Source organism: Nocardiopsis sp. LOL_012, from assembly GCF_048060475.1.
Lineage (GTDB): Bacteria > Actinomycetota > Actinomycetes > Streptosporangiales > Streptosporangiaceae > Nocardiopsis.
In genome coordinates this window covers 191,761-206,900 of the sequence record NZ_JBHMIV010000001.1, presented here as the reverse complement: position 1 = coordinate 206,900, position 15,140 = coordinate 191,761, and the positions used below count along the sequence as shown (strand labels likewise).

Below are 15,140 nucleotides of genomic sequence, written 5' to 3'. Positions count from 1 at the left end.
ACAACGGTGCCTGGCCTTCCCCGCTCCGCCAGCCGGAGAGCCCCCTGGCTCGCCGCCGCCGCGGGAGCACTCGCCGCGGCACTGATCGTCGCGGCCGGGATCGTCCTGTGGCCCCGCGAGCTGACCGCGGTCACCGGAATCGTCGGTTCGGAGAAGGTCGCCTACTTCGAGGACGAGCGCGTCCGCGCCCGGTTCGCCGAACTGGGCTACGAGGTGACCGTGCGCGCACGCGGGTCGCGGGTCCTGGCGGAGGACGCGGAGGGGGCCGACTTCGTCTCCCCCGGCTCCCGGCACCTGGCCCAGCGCGCCGAGGAGCTCAACGAGGGCGCCACCGTCTACCAGCCCTTCAGCACACCCATGGTGCTGCTGGGCTACGAGTCCATGGTGGAGGCCCTGGAGTCGGCCGGGGTCACCCGGGTGGCCGAGGACGGGACGTGGTCCTTCGACATGCAGGCCTACCTGGACCTGACCGAGGAGCGGACCCGCTGGCGCGACCTGCCCGGCGACTCCGTCAGCTCCAGCAACCGCCAGGAGGTCCTGGTGCGCACCACGGACCCGCGCACGTCCAACTCCGCGGCGATGTACGCGGTGGTGCTCTCCTACCTGCTCAACGACGAGGAGGTGCTGCGACCGGGCGCCCCGGACCCCGGGATCGTCGAGCGCGTCTCCCGGCTCTTCCTCTCACAGGGGCAGCCCCCAGAGTCCTCGCAGCAGCCCTTCGAGCAGTTCCGCGACCTCGGGGCCGGCCACACCCCTCTGGTGTGGGTGTACGAGGCCCAGTACGTGCACGCCATGCTGGACGGCCCGGCCCTGGCCGGTGACGCGCGGGTGCTCTACCCCACCCCGACCGTGCACTCCGAACACGCCGTCGTCGCCTTCTCCGCACCCGGCAACGCCGTCGGCCGCCTCCTGGCGGAGGACGGCGAACTCCAGGAGCTCGCCGCGGCCCACGGGTTCCGCACGGCCAGCGCCGACGCCTTCGGCGAACTGGTGCGGGAGAACGGGCTGTCGGTCCGCGACCGGATCACCGACGTCGTCCACCCGCCGGCCTACGAGGCACTGGAGGCACTGCTGACCAGCATCGAGGACACCTACGGAGCCAACGGACTTCCCCCGGCCCGTGACGAGGCAGATACGGGCGGCGCGGCGGGGGGTGGCGAGGCATGAGGCGCCTTCTTCCGGCCGCGGCGCTGGCGCTCTCCCTCACGGCGGCGGGCTGCTCGGCCCCCGCCCCGTTCTCCGACACCCTCCGCATCCTGGCCGGGAGCGAGGTCGCCGACCTAGAGCCGCTGCTGGAGGAGGTCGGCGAACGCACCGGCGTGACGGTGGAACTGGACTACAGCGGGACCCTGGACGGCCTGGACCGGGTCGCCGCGGGCGATACCGGGGACTACGACGCGGTGTGGTTCGCCTCCAACCGGTACCTCCACCTGCACCCGGGCGGACGCGACGCCGTGGACACCGAGACCCCGGTCATGGTCTCCCCCGTGATCCTGGGCGTGGCCCAGTCGCGCGCCCAGGAGCTGGGCTGGTCGAACGGAGCCGAGGTGACCTGGGCCGACGTCGCCGAGGCGGTCCAGGAGGAGGGCCTCACCTACGGCATGACCAACCCGGGCGCCTCCAACTCCGGGTTCTCCGCCCTGATCGGGGTGGCCTCGGCGCTGGCCGACACCGGCGCGGCCCTGGAGAACGGGGACGTGGAGCGGGTCCGGCCCGAGCTCGTGGAGTTCTTCGAGGGCCAGGAGGTCTTCTCCGGCTCATCGGGGTGGCTCGCCGACGCCTTCGAGCGCCGCGCCCGCGAGGGCCGCCCGGTGGACGCGATGATCAACTACGAGTCCGTGCTGCTGTCGATGAACGGGGCCGGTGTGCTGGAGGAGCCGCTCACGCTCGTCCACCCGGCGGACGGCGCGGTCACCGCGAACTATCCGCTGACGCTGCTGGCCGCCCCCTCCGAGGAGGTGCGGTCGGCCTACGACCGGCTGGTCGGGGACCTGCTGTCGGAGGAGACCCAGCAGCGGATCGCCGACGACACCCTGCGCCGCCCGGCCTCCCCGGACGCCGCACTGTCCGTCGACGTGCCGCCGCTGGTGGAACTGCCCTTCCCCGCGCGACTCGACGTGGTGGACGGCCTGGTCGCCGAGTACGTCAGCGAACTGCGGCGGCCGGCCCGCACGGTGTACGTGCTGGACGCGTCGGGGTCGATGGACGGCGACCGGCTGGAGGACCTGAAATCGGCGCTGGAGGCGCTGACGGGCGCCGACGGCGGCTCGCTCACCGAGCGGACCCAGGCCTTCCAGGAGCGGGAGGAGGTGACCCTGCTGCCATTCTCCACCACGGCGCACGAGCCGAGCACGTTCGTGATGGAGCCGGGGGACGCCGAGTCGGTGCTCGCGGACCTGGTGGAGGAGGTGCGCTCCCTGGAGGCCGACGGGGACACCGCGGCCTACGACGCGCTGCGCGGTGCGTACACGCTCCTGGACCGGGCGCCCGACGACGGCCACCTGACGTCGGTGGTGCTGATGACCGACGGAGAGGTGAACCTGGGCTCCACCCTGGAGGAGTTCCGCGCCTTCCGGGAGGGGCTACCGCAGGAGGTGGCCGCCGCCCCGGTGTTCACCGTGCTGTTCGGGGAGTCCAACGCGGGCGAGATGGAGGACCTGGCCGAGATGACGGGCGGCCGGGTCTTCGACGCGCGCGAGCAGGAGCTGGAACAGGTCTTCCGGGAGATCCGCGGCTACCAGTGACCGGTGTGCTCCGGCGCGTCCCCGCGCCGGAGCACCCGCCCGGCATGCCACCACGGCACCCATGCCGCCAGAGCGGCGCCCCCGGCGGTCACCGCTCCCACCAGGACGCACCGCACCAGGTCGTAGCCGCTGACGGCGGCCCGGTCGGACAGGCCGCCCACCACCGCTCCGGCCAGGGCGCACACTCCGATCGCCGACACGGCGGCCGTCCGTACACGGCCCCGGGCGGCCGTCCGTACACGGCCCCGGGCGGCCGGCCACCGGGCGGCGGCCCACCAGGCCAAGACGGCGAGACCCAGCAGCGAACTCGCGTACATGAGCACGTTGTAGAGCAGGTGCGGGCCGGCCACGGGGATGCTCAGCACCGGCCAGGCGCGCACCGCGGCCCCACCGGTCTGGGTGAAGGCGTCCCACGCCATGTGTGTGGCCGCGCCGACCGCCAGCGCCGCCGCCGTCAACGCCGCCTCGCGCACGCCCGGCCGGGGCGCGGGACCGGGGTCGTGGCCGACCAGTGCCCACAGGGGCGTTCGGACCGCGTAGGTGTACACGGCAAGGGCGAGGGCCCCGAGCAGCACGTCGGCCCCCAGCCCGAGCGGGCTGTGGGTGAACGCACTCGCCAGCGGCAAGGGCAGGGGCAGGTAGTAGGGGAGGTCGGGGGCGACCGCCCCGGCCACGAGCGCGGGCAGGGGCAGCCGGGTGCGCGCCAGCGGCAGCACGGCGGCCGCGTGGGCCGGGGTGAAGGGCATCCGCGTTCCTCGGTGTCGGGGCCGCTCAGGGCTCTCAGCCGACGAGACGGCGGTGCAGGGCGGTGGCTGAGGTGTCGGTGAGCGAGGCGACCTGGTCGACGACCACGCGCAGCGCGGCGGCGTCGTCACGGGCCCGCTCGTAGGGGGCCCGGAACTGCGGGTCGAGGCCTTCGGGGGCGCCCGCGCGCAGGGCGGTGACCAGTTCGGTGACCATCCGGCGCTCCTCCACCTGGTAGCGCAGGGCCTCCTCGCGCGCCATCACGAAGTGCGCGGCCACCGCCTTGAGCAGGGCGCACTCCAGCAGGGTGCGGCGGGGCAGGACGAGTTCGGCGCCGTAGCGGGTGAGCCGTCCGGGGCCGTGGACGTCGCGGGTGGCGCGTTCGGCGGCGCGGCAGAACCGGCCGATGAGTTCGCTGGTGAGGTTCTTGAGCGCGGCGAGGGAACCGATGTCGCCGGTGAACTCGCGGGGCCAGACCGGTTCGGCGAGCAGGCCGGTGAGGGTCTCCTCCAGCTCGGCGGTGTCGGCGTCGCAGTAGCGCCCGGCGGCGGTGCGGCACACCTCGGCACGCTCGGCGGGGCTGCGCAGGGCGGCCATGCTCACCAGCCCGGCGTGCAGGGCGTCCTCGACGTCGTGCACGGAGTAGGCGACGTCGTCGGACCAGTCCATCACCTGTGCCTCGAAGCAGGTGCGCCCGGCGGGCGCACCCTCGCGCAACCAGGTGAAGACCTCGGTGTCGTCGGGGTAGCAGTTGAATTTGCGGGTGTCGCCGCCCTCGCCCCTGCGCCAGGGGTACTTGACGGTGGCGTCGAGGGTGGCCCGGGTGAGGTTGAGCCCAGCGCTGCGGCCGTCGGGGGCCACGACCTTGCCCTCCAGGCGGGTGAGCAGGCGCAGGCTCTGGGCGTTGCCCTCGAAACCGCCACACGCGGCGGCGGCCTCGTCCAGGGCGCGTTCGCCGTTGTGGCCGAAAGGCGGATGTCCGAGGTCGTGGGACAGGCAGGCCGCCTCGACGAGGTCGGGGTCGCAGCCCAGGGCCTTGCCGAGTTCGCGGCCGATCTGGGCACACTCCAGGGAGTGGGTGAGGCGGGTGCGGGGGAAGTCGCTCACGCCGAGCTGGACGACCTGGGTCTTGGCGGCCAGGCGGCGGAGCGCGGAGCTGTGCAGGACCCGGGCGCGGTCGCGCTCGAAGGGGCCGCGGGAGCGGCTCTTGCGCGGCTCGGGCTCACGGCGTTCGGTGTCGGCCCGACTGTAGCCGGGTTCATCGCCCTCGGCTGCGGTTTCAGTGTCCATCGTTTTCCGACGTTACTCGACCAAGGGTCCGAAAAACGGCACGGAACTCGTCTTCAGGCAGCGTTCACACGGATCTCACTGCTGTCGTTGAAGATCCAGTAGTACCAGAGCGAGGCGGTCTCCCTGGTGATGTACCACAGTTGGGTGCTGCGTTCGATGACCGCGGGGCCCGAGCGCGAGGGCGAGGTGCCCGCCTCGATACCGAAGTCGGCCGCCATGATCTTGGAGCGCAGGCTGTGCCAGGGGTCGGAGACCAGGGTGGCGTCCTGCCAGCCGTTGGTGTCGAAGACCTCGGAGACGGCCTGGATGCTCTGGAGGGTGTCGCTGCCCTCCTCCACCGCGATGATCTGCTCGGCGGGGACGCCGACCTCGACCAGCCAGTTGCGCCCCGAGGCGGCCTCGGTGAAGTTGTCCCCGGGGAGTTTGCCGCCCACGGTGACGATGACGGGGGCGACGCCGTTCTGGTACAGGCTCTGGGCGTGCCGCAGGCGGGCCTCGAAGACCGGCGAGGGGACGCCGTTGTACTGGCTGGCGCCCAGGACCACGATGGCGTCCGTGGTGGCGCGGTCGTCCTGGCGGGCGGTGTACCACACCCACGCCCAGGTCCCGGAGGGCAGTGCGAGCGCGGTGAGCAGCAGCAGGGCGAGGACCCAGCGCAGCCGGAACCGGCTCCTGCGGGGGCGGCGCGTGCGGACCGCGGGCCTCTTGGGGGCACGGGCTCCGCGCCGGGGGCGCTCGTCGGTCGGCAGCCGGGGCTCCTCCCATTCGACGGGTACGTAGACGCCGCTGTCGGCGGTGTCCTCACGGCTGAACACCCGGGTGGCCGCGTCGGCGGTGTCGGCGGACCGCGCGGTGCCCCTGGAGAACTCCAGGGTGGCTTCGGCCCCGGGCTCGGTGTGCGCGGCGGGGCCGCCGCGCACGAAGACCCGTGTGCTCTCGTCGTCCGCCGGGGACGCGGAGGCCGGGGCCTCCTGTGGTTCGTCGCCGCGCCCGTCGCCTGCCGCTCGCACCGGCCCACCTCCGCACGAATCGCTGCCTGGAGAATGCGTACCCCACTGGGACGGCCACCGATCCCCGATGGTTCGCCACCACCACCGAACAGTGCCACGGGCGACGACCGGAACGGAAGGGTCGCTGCGCCCAGTGACCGGGCGGGTGCTGGGGGACGAGAGGGGGCGACGGACGGACCAATGGTCAAGATTGTATCACGAAAGAGTCACATCTCACCTTTGCGGTAAACGATTCTCTAGAGAGGAGTCTAGAGCGTGCCGGCCCCACCGCGCATGGGAAAGGGGGCCGCGGGTGTCCCCGCGGCCCCCTTCCGAAGGCTCAGACCTCGGTACGCCGGGCGGCGCGCCCCGCCTCCAGGCGGGCCACGGGGACCCGGAACGGGGAGCAGGACACGTAGTCAAGCCCCACCTCGTGGAAGAAGTGGACCGAGGCCGGGTCGCCGCCGTGCTCACCGCACACGCCGAGCTTGATCCCCGGGCGGGCGGCGCGCCCCTCCTCCACCGCGATGCGGACGAGGCGGCCGACGCCGTCGACGTCCAGCGACTCGAACGGCGACACCCCGAACACGCCCTTCTCCAAGTAGGCGGAGAAGAAGGAGGCCTCCACGTCGTCGCGGGAGAAGCCCCACACCGTCTGGGTGAGGTCGTTGGTGCCGAAGGAGAAGAACGCGGCGTTCTCCGCGATCTGGCCCGCCGTCAGGGCGGCCCGGGGCAGCTCGATCATCGTGCCGACGGGGAAGTCGAGATCGATCCCGTGCTCTTGGCCCACCTCGCGCAGCACCCGCAGCGCGTCGTCGCGGATGATCTCCAGCTCCTGCACCGTACCCACGAGAGGGATCATGATCTCCGGGCGGGGGCGGCCGCCCTGCTTGATCCGGTCCACGGCGGCCAGGGCGATGGCGCGCACCTGCATGGTGAACAGGCCCGGTACGACCAGTCCCAGCCGTACGCCGCGCAGGCCCAGCATCGGGTTCTGCTCGTGCAGCTTGTGGACCGCCTGGAGGACCCGGAGGTCGTTCTCGTGGCTCTCCCCGCGGGCCTCGGCCACGGCCACCCGCACCGACAGTTCGGTGATGTCGGGCAGGAACTCGTGCAGCGGCGGGTCGAGCAGGCGCACCGTGACGGGCAGGCCGTCCATGGCGCCGAGGATGCCGCCGAAGTCCTCGCGCTGGAGCGGGAGCAGGGTGTCGAGGGACTCCTGCTGCTCCTTCTCCGTGTCGGCGAGGATGAGGCGCTCCACCAACTGGCGCCGGTCGCCCAGGAACATGTGCTCGGTCCGGCACAGGCCGATGCCCTGCGCGCCCATGCGGCGGGCGCGCGCGGCGTCCTCGGGGGTGTCGGCGTTGGCGCGCACGTACATCCGGCGGGCGGCGTCGACGTAGTGCATGAGCCGGTCCACGGCGCGCACGAGGTCGTCGGCCTCATCGGAGGCGGGGTCGATCTCGCCCTCGAAGTAGCGCACGACGGGCGAGTCCACGACGGGCACCTCGCCGAGGAAGACCGCGCCGCTGGTGCCGTCGATGGAGATGACGTCGCCCTCCTCGACCACCTCGCCGCCGGGCGCGGTCAGGCGCCGGTTCTTGGTGTCGATGTCGAGTTCCTCGGCGCCGCACACGCACGTCTTGCCCATGCCTCGGGCGACGACGGCGGCGTGCGAGGTCTTGCCGCCGCGGCTGGTGAGGATGCCCTCGGCGGCGATCATCCCCTCCAGGTCGTCGGGGTTGGTCTCACGGCGGCACAGGATGACCTTCTCCCCGCTGCGGGACCACTTGACGGCGGTGTAGGAGTCGAAGACCGCCTTGCCGACAGCGGCACCGGGCGAGGCGTTCATGCCGCCGCCGATGCGGTGGGAGCCGCCGGTGGCGGTCTCGTCGAAGCGCGGGAACATGAGCTGGGCGAGCTGGTCGCCGGTGACGCGCTGGACCGCCTCGTCGAGGCCGATCATGCCCTGGTCGACGAGTTGGTCGGCGATACGGAAGGCGGCGGCGGCCGTGCGCTTGCCGACGCGGGTCTGGAGCATCCACAGCTTGCCGCGCTCGATGGTGAACTCGATGTCGCACAGGTCCCTGTAGTGGTTCTCCAGGGTCTCCATGATGCCCATCAGCTCGCGGTAGCTGAAGGCGTCGATGTCCTCCAGGTCGGCGAGCGGCACGGTGTTGCGGATGCCGGCGACGACGTCCTCGCCCTGGGCGTTCTGGAGGTAGTCGCCGTAGACGCCCTGCTGGCCGCTGGCGGGGTCGCGTGTGAAGGCCACGCCGGTACCGGAGTCCATACCGAGGTTGCCGAAGACCATGGAGCAGATGTTGACGGCGGTGCCCAGGTCGGCCGGGATGCGCTCCTGGCGGCGGTAGAGCACGGCGCGCGGCGCGTTCCAGGACTCGAAGACCGCCCGGACCGCCTGGTTCATCTGCTCGCGCGGGTCGGTGGGGAAGGGGTGGCCGGTCTGCTCGGCGACGATGGCCTTGAACCGGTCGACCAGCGCACGGAAGTCGTCGGTGTCGAGGTCGAGGTCGTCGGTGATGCCCTTGGCGGCCTTGGCCTCGTCGATGGCGTCCTCGAAGAGCTCGCCGTCGATGTCCTGGACGGTCTTGCCGAACATCTGGATGAGGCGCCGGTAGGAGTCCCAGGCGAAGCGCGCGTCACCGCCCTGGGCGGCCAGGCCCTCGACGGACTCGTCGTTGAGTCCGATGTTGAGGACGGTCTCCATCATGCCGGGCATGGAGAAGCGGGCGCCCGAGCGTACGCTCACCAGGAGCGGGTCGTCGGGTTGGCCGAGTCGGCGGCCCATGGCCTTCTCCAGCTCCTCCAGCGCGGCCTCGATCTGGGTGTCGAGCCCGGCGGGCATCTCCCCGTTGTCGAGGTAGTGGCGGCAGGCCTGAGTGGTGATCGTGAACCCCGGCGGCACCGGCAGACCCAGATTGGTCATCTCGGCGAGGTTGGCACCCTTGCCGCCGAGGAGGTCCTTCAGGTCCTTGTTGCCCTCGGTGAACTTGTAGACGTACTTGGTCACGGGGGTGCTCCCTCGGTCGTGTCGGCGGCTCCGCGTCGAGCCGACCCTGACTGGACGGGCGCGACTCTATCCAGACCGCGCGAAACCCCTTGTTCATGAGCCGTAGTTTTCCGAGTTTTTGCAGTTCACAACCCTCAAAGAGGTCTATACCAATGGTTCAGCGCCGGCACAGGCAACCCGCTCCCCCAGAATACGGGGGCAGCGGCTCACGTATCGGTTGCACCGCTGGTCACAGCAGGTGCGTTCGGACGGTGGGAATCCCGGAACCACACATCAGCCCCAGCGGAGGCCCTGCGACCACTCACTCACACGGCCCTGCGCCCGTGAGGACCTGTGGCTGGCGCCACCCCTATACCAGTGAGTAACCTACGGATCCGTAGGTTAGGCTTCGCACAGAACCCCCGCCGCGGGGCGGGTACACGCGAGGGAGGGTGTACGGCGGTGTCCGAGGAGCAGGCACGGAAGAGCGGGACCACGGGAACGGACGGAACCGGAACCGGTGAGGCCTCCGTCCCCGAACGGGCGGCCGCGGCCGCCGGCGAACTGCTGGAGGCGGTCAAGCCCCGCCTGCGCGGGTGGCTGCACCTGGGTACGGCACCCCTGGCCCTGGCAGCCGGGATCGTGCTCGTCTGCCTCTCCCCCACCTGGCCCGCAGGTGTGGCCAGCGCCGTGTACGCGCTCAGCTCGGTGATGCTGTTCAGCACCTCGGCCGTCTACCACGTGGGCCGCTGGTCGCCGCGCGCGCAGAAGGTCCTGCGGCGTATGGACCACTCCAACATCTACCTCATCATCGCGGGCACCTACACGCCGTTCGTGGTACTGGTGCTCGACGGCGGCCTGCGCGCGGCGATGCTGGCCCTGATCTGGACCGGAGCCATCGCCGGGGTCGGGTTCAAGCTGCTCTGGCTGGGCGCGCCGCGCTGGCTGTCCACGGCGCTGTACCTGGCGATCGGCTGGGTGGCGGTGCTGTTCATCCCGCAACTGATCAGCGGCACGCACCCGGCGACGTGGATCCTCGTCCTCGTGGGCGGGGTGCTCTACAGCGTCGGGGCGGTGGTCTACGCCCTCAAGTGGCCCGACCCGGCGCCGCGCTGGTTCGGCTTCCACGAGATCTTCCACTCGCTGACCATCGCCGCGTTCGTGTGCCAGTACATCGCGGTGTCCTTCGTCGTCTACACCTCCGGCTGAGCCCGCACACGACCGCCGAGGTTCGCCCCAGTGCGAGATGACACGCCCACCTTCGCCCTGGGGCGAACCTCGAAAAAGAACACTGAGACCACACCCGCGCCCCCGCGCTCCAGGAAGGGACCCGGTGCACGGGGGCGCCGACCGCCGTCCCGCCTCAGGCGAAGGCGAACAGCGGCGGGAACACCAGCACCACCAGCCCCACCCAGACCGCGTACACCGGCAGGTAGGCCGTCTGCCAGCGCTCGACCGCCGCGAACGGCCGCTTGCCCCGCACGAACCCGGCCATCAGCCACGCCGACCACACCAGGTGCACCAGCAGCACCAGGTTGAGCCCCAGCGCGGCGGTCTTGTTGGCGGTGAACCCGAACTCGGCGATGCGGGTCAACATCGCGGTCAGCGCCACGGCGTCCACCGCGAGCGCCGCGCCGACCAGCACGAGCTGGAGCCAGTCGAACACCCCCGCCGGGGCCAGGGGGTCGCGGGCGGAGATCGAGTACAGCAGCAGGAACAGCACCAGCACCAGGACCGCGTCCATGAGGATGAGCAAGTCGCGGTCGACCGTGGTCAGCGGGCCGTTCACCAGCAGCGCCACCAGGTCGGCGAGCAGCATCAGCACCGCCAATGGGGTGAAGACCCGGGTCAGCACGGGCGCGATGTTCTCCACCACGCTCTTCTTGGCCTCCACCAGCCACGCGCCGACCAGCAGCGCGCCGGGCAGGCCGAAGGGCACCAGCCAGTCCTCGAAGAACGGTTCGAGGTCGACGCCGACCAGTGCGAGCACGCCGAAGGTGAGTCCAGCCAGGACCATCGACCCCAGCCCGATCAGCGCCAGGTACACCACCAGCTCGCCGGTGAACCGCACGAAGTCCATCCGCCGATCGTGGGAGCGCCAGGCCCCACCGGTGTGCAGGACGCCCACCAGCAGCCACAGCAGGACCGGGACGTGCGTGAACGCGAGCACGGCCGTCATCCCCGGCACCGGGTACGGCCCCGGGGTCGCCTCGAAGGGGTAGAGGTTCACCGCCAGCGCCGGGACCAGCGCGACGGCCGCCACCGACGCGCACACCCGCCAGGTGACGCGCCGCTTCCAGGCGAACCAGCCCGCCAGGAACGGCAGCACCGCGAAGGCGATGTTGCGGACCAGCGCCATGTCGCCGTCGACCAGCGTGAACAGGAGTTTCACGGCCACGCCCGCGCCGAGTGCGCACGCCAGCGCCGTACCGAGGTCGCGCCAGCGCGCCAGGCCGCCCGCGCCGTCGTCGGCCTCGGGGACCAGGACCAGTTGCTTCCAGAGCCGGTGGGAGTGCTCGCGCGCGAACTCGCGGGACACCTCGTCCAGGTTGCCCATGCGCTTGACCGCGACGAGGAAGGCCTCCTCGTGGTCGAGGCCGCCGGCCTCCAGGTCGTTGATCTGTTCGCGCAGGTGGTCCTCCATCTCCTCGACGTCGGCGGCGTCGATCGCCCGGCGGCGGCGCACGAATCCGCGCCACTGGTCGATCTGGTCCTCCAGGACGTCCGAGCGCAGGGTCTCACTCATCAGGCGATCCCCCCTGCCGGTGCGTCGCCGAGGACTGGCGGGTGCGCGGCGGTCTGCCACACCTGTTTGAGCGCGTCGGCGACCACGCTCCACTGCGCCTGCCGCTCGGCCAGCGTCCGGAGCCCGGCCTCGGTGATCGCGTAGTGCTTGCGGCGGCGGCCCGCGTCGGAGGTGCCCCAGGACGCCCGCACGTAACCGTTGCGCTCCAGGCGGTGCAGCAGCGGGTAGAGCATCCCGTCCGTCCACTGCATCCGTCCGTCGGAGAGTTCGTTGACCCGCTTGACGATGGCGTATCCGTAGGACTCGCCCTCGGCGAGGATGCCCAGGACGAGCGGGGTGGCCGACGCCGCGACCAGGTCCTTGTCTATGTGCACGCGCACTCCCCATACCTAGTTCCGCTAGGGATCGCTACCCTAACAGAGCTAGGCATTGAAGAGCTAGGTGTCTCGTCGAACCCCCACAGGGGACAACGAATCAGTGGCGGACTCTGTGTCACAGATCACAATTGGCTCACGCGATAGGACAAGGGACCCCAAACGACCCCGTACCGCACACGCCCTACCGCTACGTTGAGTGCAGGAGCCTGCGGCTGTGTGCGGCCCGGGACCAGAGGCGGTCGGCCCTCCCCCCGGAGCCGGCCGCCTCACCACTGCCCGGCACACGGCCGCCCGCCCTCAGACTCCGTCCGCACCCTCCTCGCCAGTGCCCTCCCCCTCGGAGCCGGCGGGGCGCAGCGGCTCGTAGCAGTCGTAGTTGCGCTGGGCGATGATCCTCCCGTCGCGGAACTCCAGGAACGTGGCGACGTGCGCGCGCAGGACGTGTCCGGCGGGCAGTGCGCCCATCGGCACCGCCAGCATTCCCGACCAGGCGACCTCCGCGGCGACCCGGTTCCCGGAGGCCAACGCCTCGACCACCTCGAAGGACTGCTCGGAGAGCATGGCCCTGCCCTGTTCCGAGGCGGCGGCGACCTCCTTCATGGTGCGGACGGTGCCCTCGGGAAACAGGACGTTGGGCAACTGGGTGTGGACGGCATCCGGATGAAAGAAGGAGGCGAGCTCCTCGGTGTCGGCGAAGCGGGAGACCGCCTCGTGATAGCGGACGGTCGTCGTGACGTTGGGGTGGTCATCGATGCTCGACATATCTTCAACCATAGTTGCGCAACCAAGGTTGTCAATACACAATGGCGGTATGCCGCAACCACTGGAACCCGACGACCTGGACACCGGCACGCTCGCCCTCTTCGTGGGGTCGGCCGCGGCCTCATCCGTCCAGGACGCGCTCGCCACACACGGCTTCGCCGACCTGCGCACGTCCCACGGCTACGTCTTCCAGCACCTCGTCGAAGCCGAGCCCACCATCGGCGACCTGGCCGAGAAGCTCGACATGACCCCGCAGGGCGCCTCGAAGGCGGTTGTGGAGCTCGAACGACTCGGCTACACCGAGCGGTTCCCCTCCCCCGGCGACGCCCGAGTCCGCCGGGTCAGGCTGACCCCGCGCGGCCGCGCGGCCGTCGAGGCCGCCCGCGCCGCACGGACGGAGACGGAGGAACGGCTCCGCCGACGCCTGGGCGACGACGCGCTGCACACCCTCCGCTCCCTGCTCACCGATATCCTCGACGAGTTCGGTGCCGCTGCCGCCGTCCGGCGTCGCGAGGTCCGGCCGCCCCGCTGACCACCCTGGGGACAGCGCGCGGCCGCCCGCCCCCACACGGGGACGGGCGGCCGTCGTCGGTTCAGCCCACCGGCACTAGCAGCCGGGCAGGCGCTCCACCAGGTAGGTCTCCACCCGGTCCAGGGACACGCGCTCCTGGGACATGGTGTCGCGCTCGCGCACGGTCACCGCGTTGTCCTCCAGGGTGTCGAAGTCCACCGTCACGCAGAACGGCGTACCGATCTCGTCCTGGCGGCGGTAGCGGCGGCCGATCGCGCCGGCGTCGTCGAACTCCACGTTCCAGCGCTTGCGCAGGGCGGCGGCCAGGTCGCGGGCCTTGGGCGAGAGGTCGGCGTTGCGCGAGAGCGGCAGCACGGCGGCCTTGACCGGCGACAGGCGCGGGTCCAGGCGCATCACGGCGCGCTTCTCCATCTTGCCCTTGGCGTTGGGCGCCTCGTCGACGTTGTAGGCGTCCAGCATGAACGTCAGCACCGTGCGGTCCACACCGGCCGCGGGCTCGATGACGTAGGGGATGTAGCGCTCGTTGTTCTCCTGGTCGAAGTAGGACAGGTCCTGGCCGGAGGCCTCGCTGTGCGTACGGAGGTCGTAGTCCGTCCGGTTGGCGATGCCCTCCAGCTCGCCCCACTCGCTGCCCTGGAAGTTGAAGCGGTACTCCACGTCCACGGTGCGCTTGGAGTAGTGCGAGAGCTTCTCCTGCGGGTGCTCGTACAGCCGCAGGTTGTCCTTGGCGATACCGAGGTCGACGTACCACTGGAGGCGGGTGTCGATCCAGTACTGGTGCCACTCCTCGTCGCTGCCGGGCTTGACGAAGAACTCCATCTCCATCTGCTCGAACTCGCGGGTGCGGAAGATGAAGTTGCCCGGGGTGATCTCGTTGCGAAACGACTTGCCGATCTGTCCGATGCCGAAGGGCACCTTGCGCCGCGCGGACTGCTCGACGTTCTTGTAGTTGACGAAGATGCCCTGCGCGGTCTCCGGACGGAGGTAGGCCAGGCCCTTCTCGTCCTGGACCGGGCCCAGGTGGGTGCGGAGCAGGCCGTTGAACATGCGCGGCTCGGTGAAGGAGTCCTTCGCGCCGCAGTTGGGGCAGGCCAGCGCGTTCAGGCCGCCCTCGGGCTCGCGGCCGTGCTTCTCCTCGTAGGCCTCGATGAGGTGGTCGGCGCGGAAGCGCTTGTGACAGGACTGGCACTCGGTGAGCGGGTCGACGAAGGCCTTGACGTGGCCGGAGGCCTCCCAGACCTCGCGGGCCAGGATGACGCTGGAGTCCAGGCCGACGATGTCCTCGCGCTCCTGCACCATCGTGCGCCACCACTGGCGCTTGACGTTGGCCTTCAGCTCCACACCCAGGGGACCGTAGTCCCAGGCGGCGCGCAGACCCCCGTAGATCTCACTGGAGGGGTAGACCAGGCCCCGCCGCTTGGCGAGGTTGACCAGTGCGTCCATTGCCTCTGACTTGGCGGCCATGGGTGACTCTCCATCCGGCTGGCGGTCGGTGGATCGCGGTGCGCGATACATCGGTGCTGATCAGGGAAGTGCGGGCCGCGGCGCGACCAGGGCGGGGTGCGCCATGTGCCCGCCCTCCCAGGCTAGAGCACACGGGCTCCGCTCGCGCACGGATCCACAGGCGTGCTCAGGCTCCACCGTCGAGGATCTCGAAGGCGGTGGGCTCGTCGATGGCGCGCGAGAGCAGCGGCACGGCGTTCACCTTCACGTCGAAGTCCGACAGTGCACGGCGGTAGTACCCCGCTCCGTCCCACTCGGTGACCACGGTCCACAGGAGGGGGTCGTCGGCGGCGCGGCCGATCCGGTGGCCCCGGAACCCGGGGCGTCGCGACAGCGCCGCCACGGCTGCGTCGGCGTCGGTTCGGAAGGCCTCGGTGTCGGCCTCGGGCACGGAGTATCGGGTGATGACGATCACCGCCCCATTCAACCGCAAGCCCGCGGCG

13 protein-coding genes are annotated in these 15,140 nt (G+C 71.1%); 4 read left to right on the top strand and 9 right to left on the bottom strand.

Annotation, left to right across the window (positions count from 1 at the left end; all coding sequences use genetic code 11):
- Positions 1 to 6 precede the first annotated feature (6 nt).
- Both ACFHWE_RS00880 and ACFHWE_RS00875 read left to right on the top strand, forming a co-directional pair.
- Positions 7 to 1,167, top strand: a complete 1,161-nt coding sequence (locus ACFHWE_RS00880) for a hypothetical protein (protein ID WP_416598591.1) — start codon at positions 7 to 9, stop codon at positions 1,165 to 1,167.
- Positions 1,164 to 2,744 carry a VWA domain-containing protein gene (locus ACFHWE_RS00875; protein WP_416598590.1) on the top strand — a complete coding sequence of 527 codons (1,581 nt, stop codon included), beginning with the start codon at positions 1,164 to 1,166 and terminating at the stop codon, positions 2,742 to 2,744. The genes ACFHWE_RS00880 and ACFHWE_RS00875 overlap by 4 nt, the downstream gene beginning before the upstream one ends.
- Here the strand turns inward: ACFHWE_RS00875 and ACFHWE_RS00870 are convergent.
- The 4 genes from ACFHWE_RS00870 to ppdK all read right to left on the bottom strand — a co-directional run bounded on the left by ACFHWE_RS00870 (position 2,735) and on the right by ppdK (position 8,798).
- Positions 2,735 to 3,490 carry a DUF4184 family protein gene (locus ACFHWE_RS00870; protein WP_416598589.1) on the bottom strand — a complete coding sequence of 252 codons (756 nt, stop codon included), beginning with the start codon at positions 3,488 to 3,490 and terminating at the stop codon, positions 2,735 to 2,737. The genes ACFHWE_RS00875 and ACFHWE_RS00870 overlap by 10 nt on opposite strands.
- A gap of 34 nt (positions 3,491 to 3,524) precedes the next feature.
- Complete coding sequence (locus ACFHWE_RS00865) at positions 3,525 to 4,778, bottom strand: deoxyguanosinetriphosphate triphosphohydrolase (RefSeq protein ID WP_416598588.1); 1,254 nt, start codon at positions 4,776 to 4,778, stop codon at positions 3,525 to 3,527.
- Between the two features lie 53 nt (positions 4,779 to 4,831).
- A complete protein-coding gene (locus ACFHWE_RS00860) occupies positions 4,832 to 5,788 on the bottom strand; it encodes a YdcF family protein (RefSeq protein ID WP_416598587.1) in 957 nt (318 codons plus the stop codon).
- Positions 5,789 to 6,107: 319 nt separating this feature from the next.
- Entirely contained in the window at positions 6,108 to 8,798 is a 2,691-nt protein-coding gene (gene ppdK, locus ACFHWE_RS00855; RefSeq protein ID WP_416598586.1) for a pyruvate, phosphate dikinase, read from the bottom strand.
- Between the two features lie 441 nt (positions 8,799 to 9,239).
- Here ppdK and trhA point away from each other — a divergent pair, with 441 nt between their 5' ends.
- Positions 9,240 to 9,986 (top strand): PAQR family membrane homeostasis protein TrhA, encoded by a 747-nt coding sequence (gene trhA, locus ACFHWE_RS00850; protein WP_416598585.1) that lies wholly within the window; start codon positions 9,240 to 9,242, stop codon positions 9,984 to 9,986.
- A gap of 154 nt (positions 9,987 to 10,140) precedes the next feature.
- Here trhA and ACFHWE_RS00845 read toward each other — a convergent pair whose 3' ends face one another.
- From ACFHWE_RS00845 to ACFHWE_RS00835, 3 genes are all read right to left on the bottom strand, one after another.
- The gene (locus tag ACFHWE_RS00845; RefSeq protein ID WP_416598584.1) at positions 10,141 to 11,523 is read right to left on the bottom strand and encodes a permease prefix domain 1-containing protein; all 1,383 of its coding nucleotides are present in this window, start codon (positions 11,521 to 11,523) and stop codon (positions 10,141 to 10,143) included.
- Positions 11,523 to 11,897: a PadR family transcriptional regulator gene (locus ACFHWE_RS00840; protein WP_416598583.1), complete on the bottom strand. Its 375-nt coding sequence runs from the start codon at positions 11,895 to 11,897 to the stop codon at positions 11,523 to 11,525. The genes ACFHWE_RS00845 and ACFHWE_RS00840 overlap by 1 nt, the downstream gene beginning before the upstream one ends.
- Before the next feature lie 300 nt (positions 11,898 to 12,197).
- On the bottom strand, positions 12,198 to 12,662 hold the full coding sequence (locus tag ACFHWE_RS00835; RefSeq protein ID WP_416598582.1) for a nuclear transport factor 2 family protein: 465 nt from the start codon (positions 12,660 to 12,662) through the stop codon (positions 12,198 to 12,200).
- A gap of 49 nt (positions 12,663 to 12,711) precedes the next feature.
- Between ACFHWE_RS00835 and ACFHWE_RS00830 the strand changes: the two genes are divergently transcribed.
- On the top strand, positions 12,712 to 13,194 hold the full coding sequence (locus ACFHWE_RS00830) for a MarR family winged helix-turn-helix transcriptional regulator (RefSeq protein WP_416598581.1): 483 nt from the start codon (positions 12,712 to 12,714) through the stop codon (positions 13,192 to 13,194).
- Positions 13,195 to 13,269: 75 nt separating this feature from the next.
- On the opposite strand, the gene ACFHWE_RS00825 is transcribed toward ACFHWE_RS00830, so the two are convergent.
- The gene (locus ACFHWE_RS00825; protein WP_416598580.1) at positions 13,270 to 14,658 is read right to left on the bottom strand and encodes a glycine--tRNA ligase; all 1,389 of its coding nucleotides are present in this window, start codon (positions 14,656 to 14,658) and stop codon (positions 13,270 to 13,272) included.
- 166 nt (positions 14,659 to 14,824) lie between these two features.
- Positions 14,825 to 15,112 (bottom strand): antibiotic biosynthesis monooxygenase family protein, encoded by a 288-nt coding sequence (locus tag ACFHWE_RS00820; protein ID WP_416598579.1) that lies wholly within the window; start codon positions 15,110 to 15,112, stop codon positions 14,825 to 14,827.
- Positions 15,113 to 15,140 lie beyond the last annotated feature (28 nt).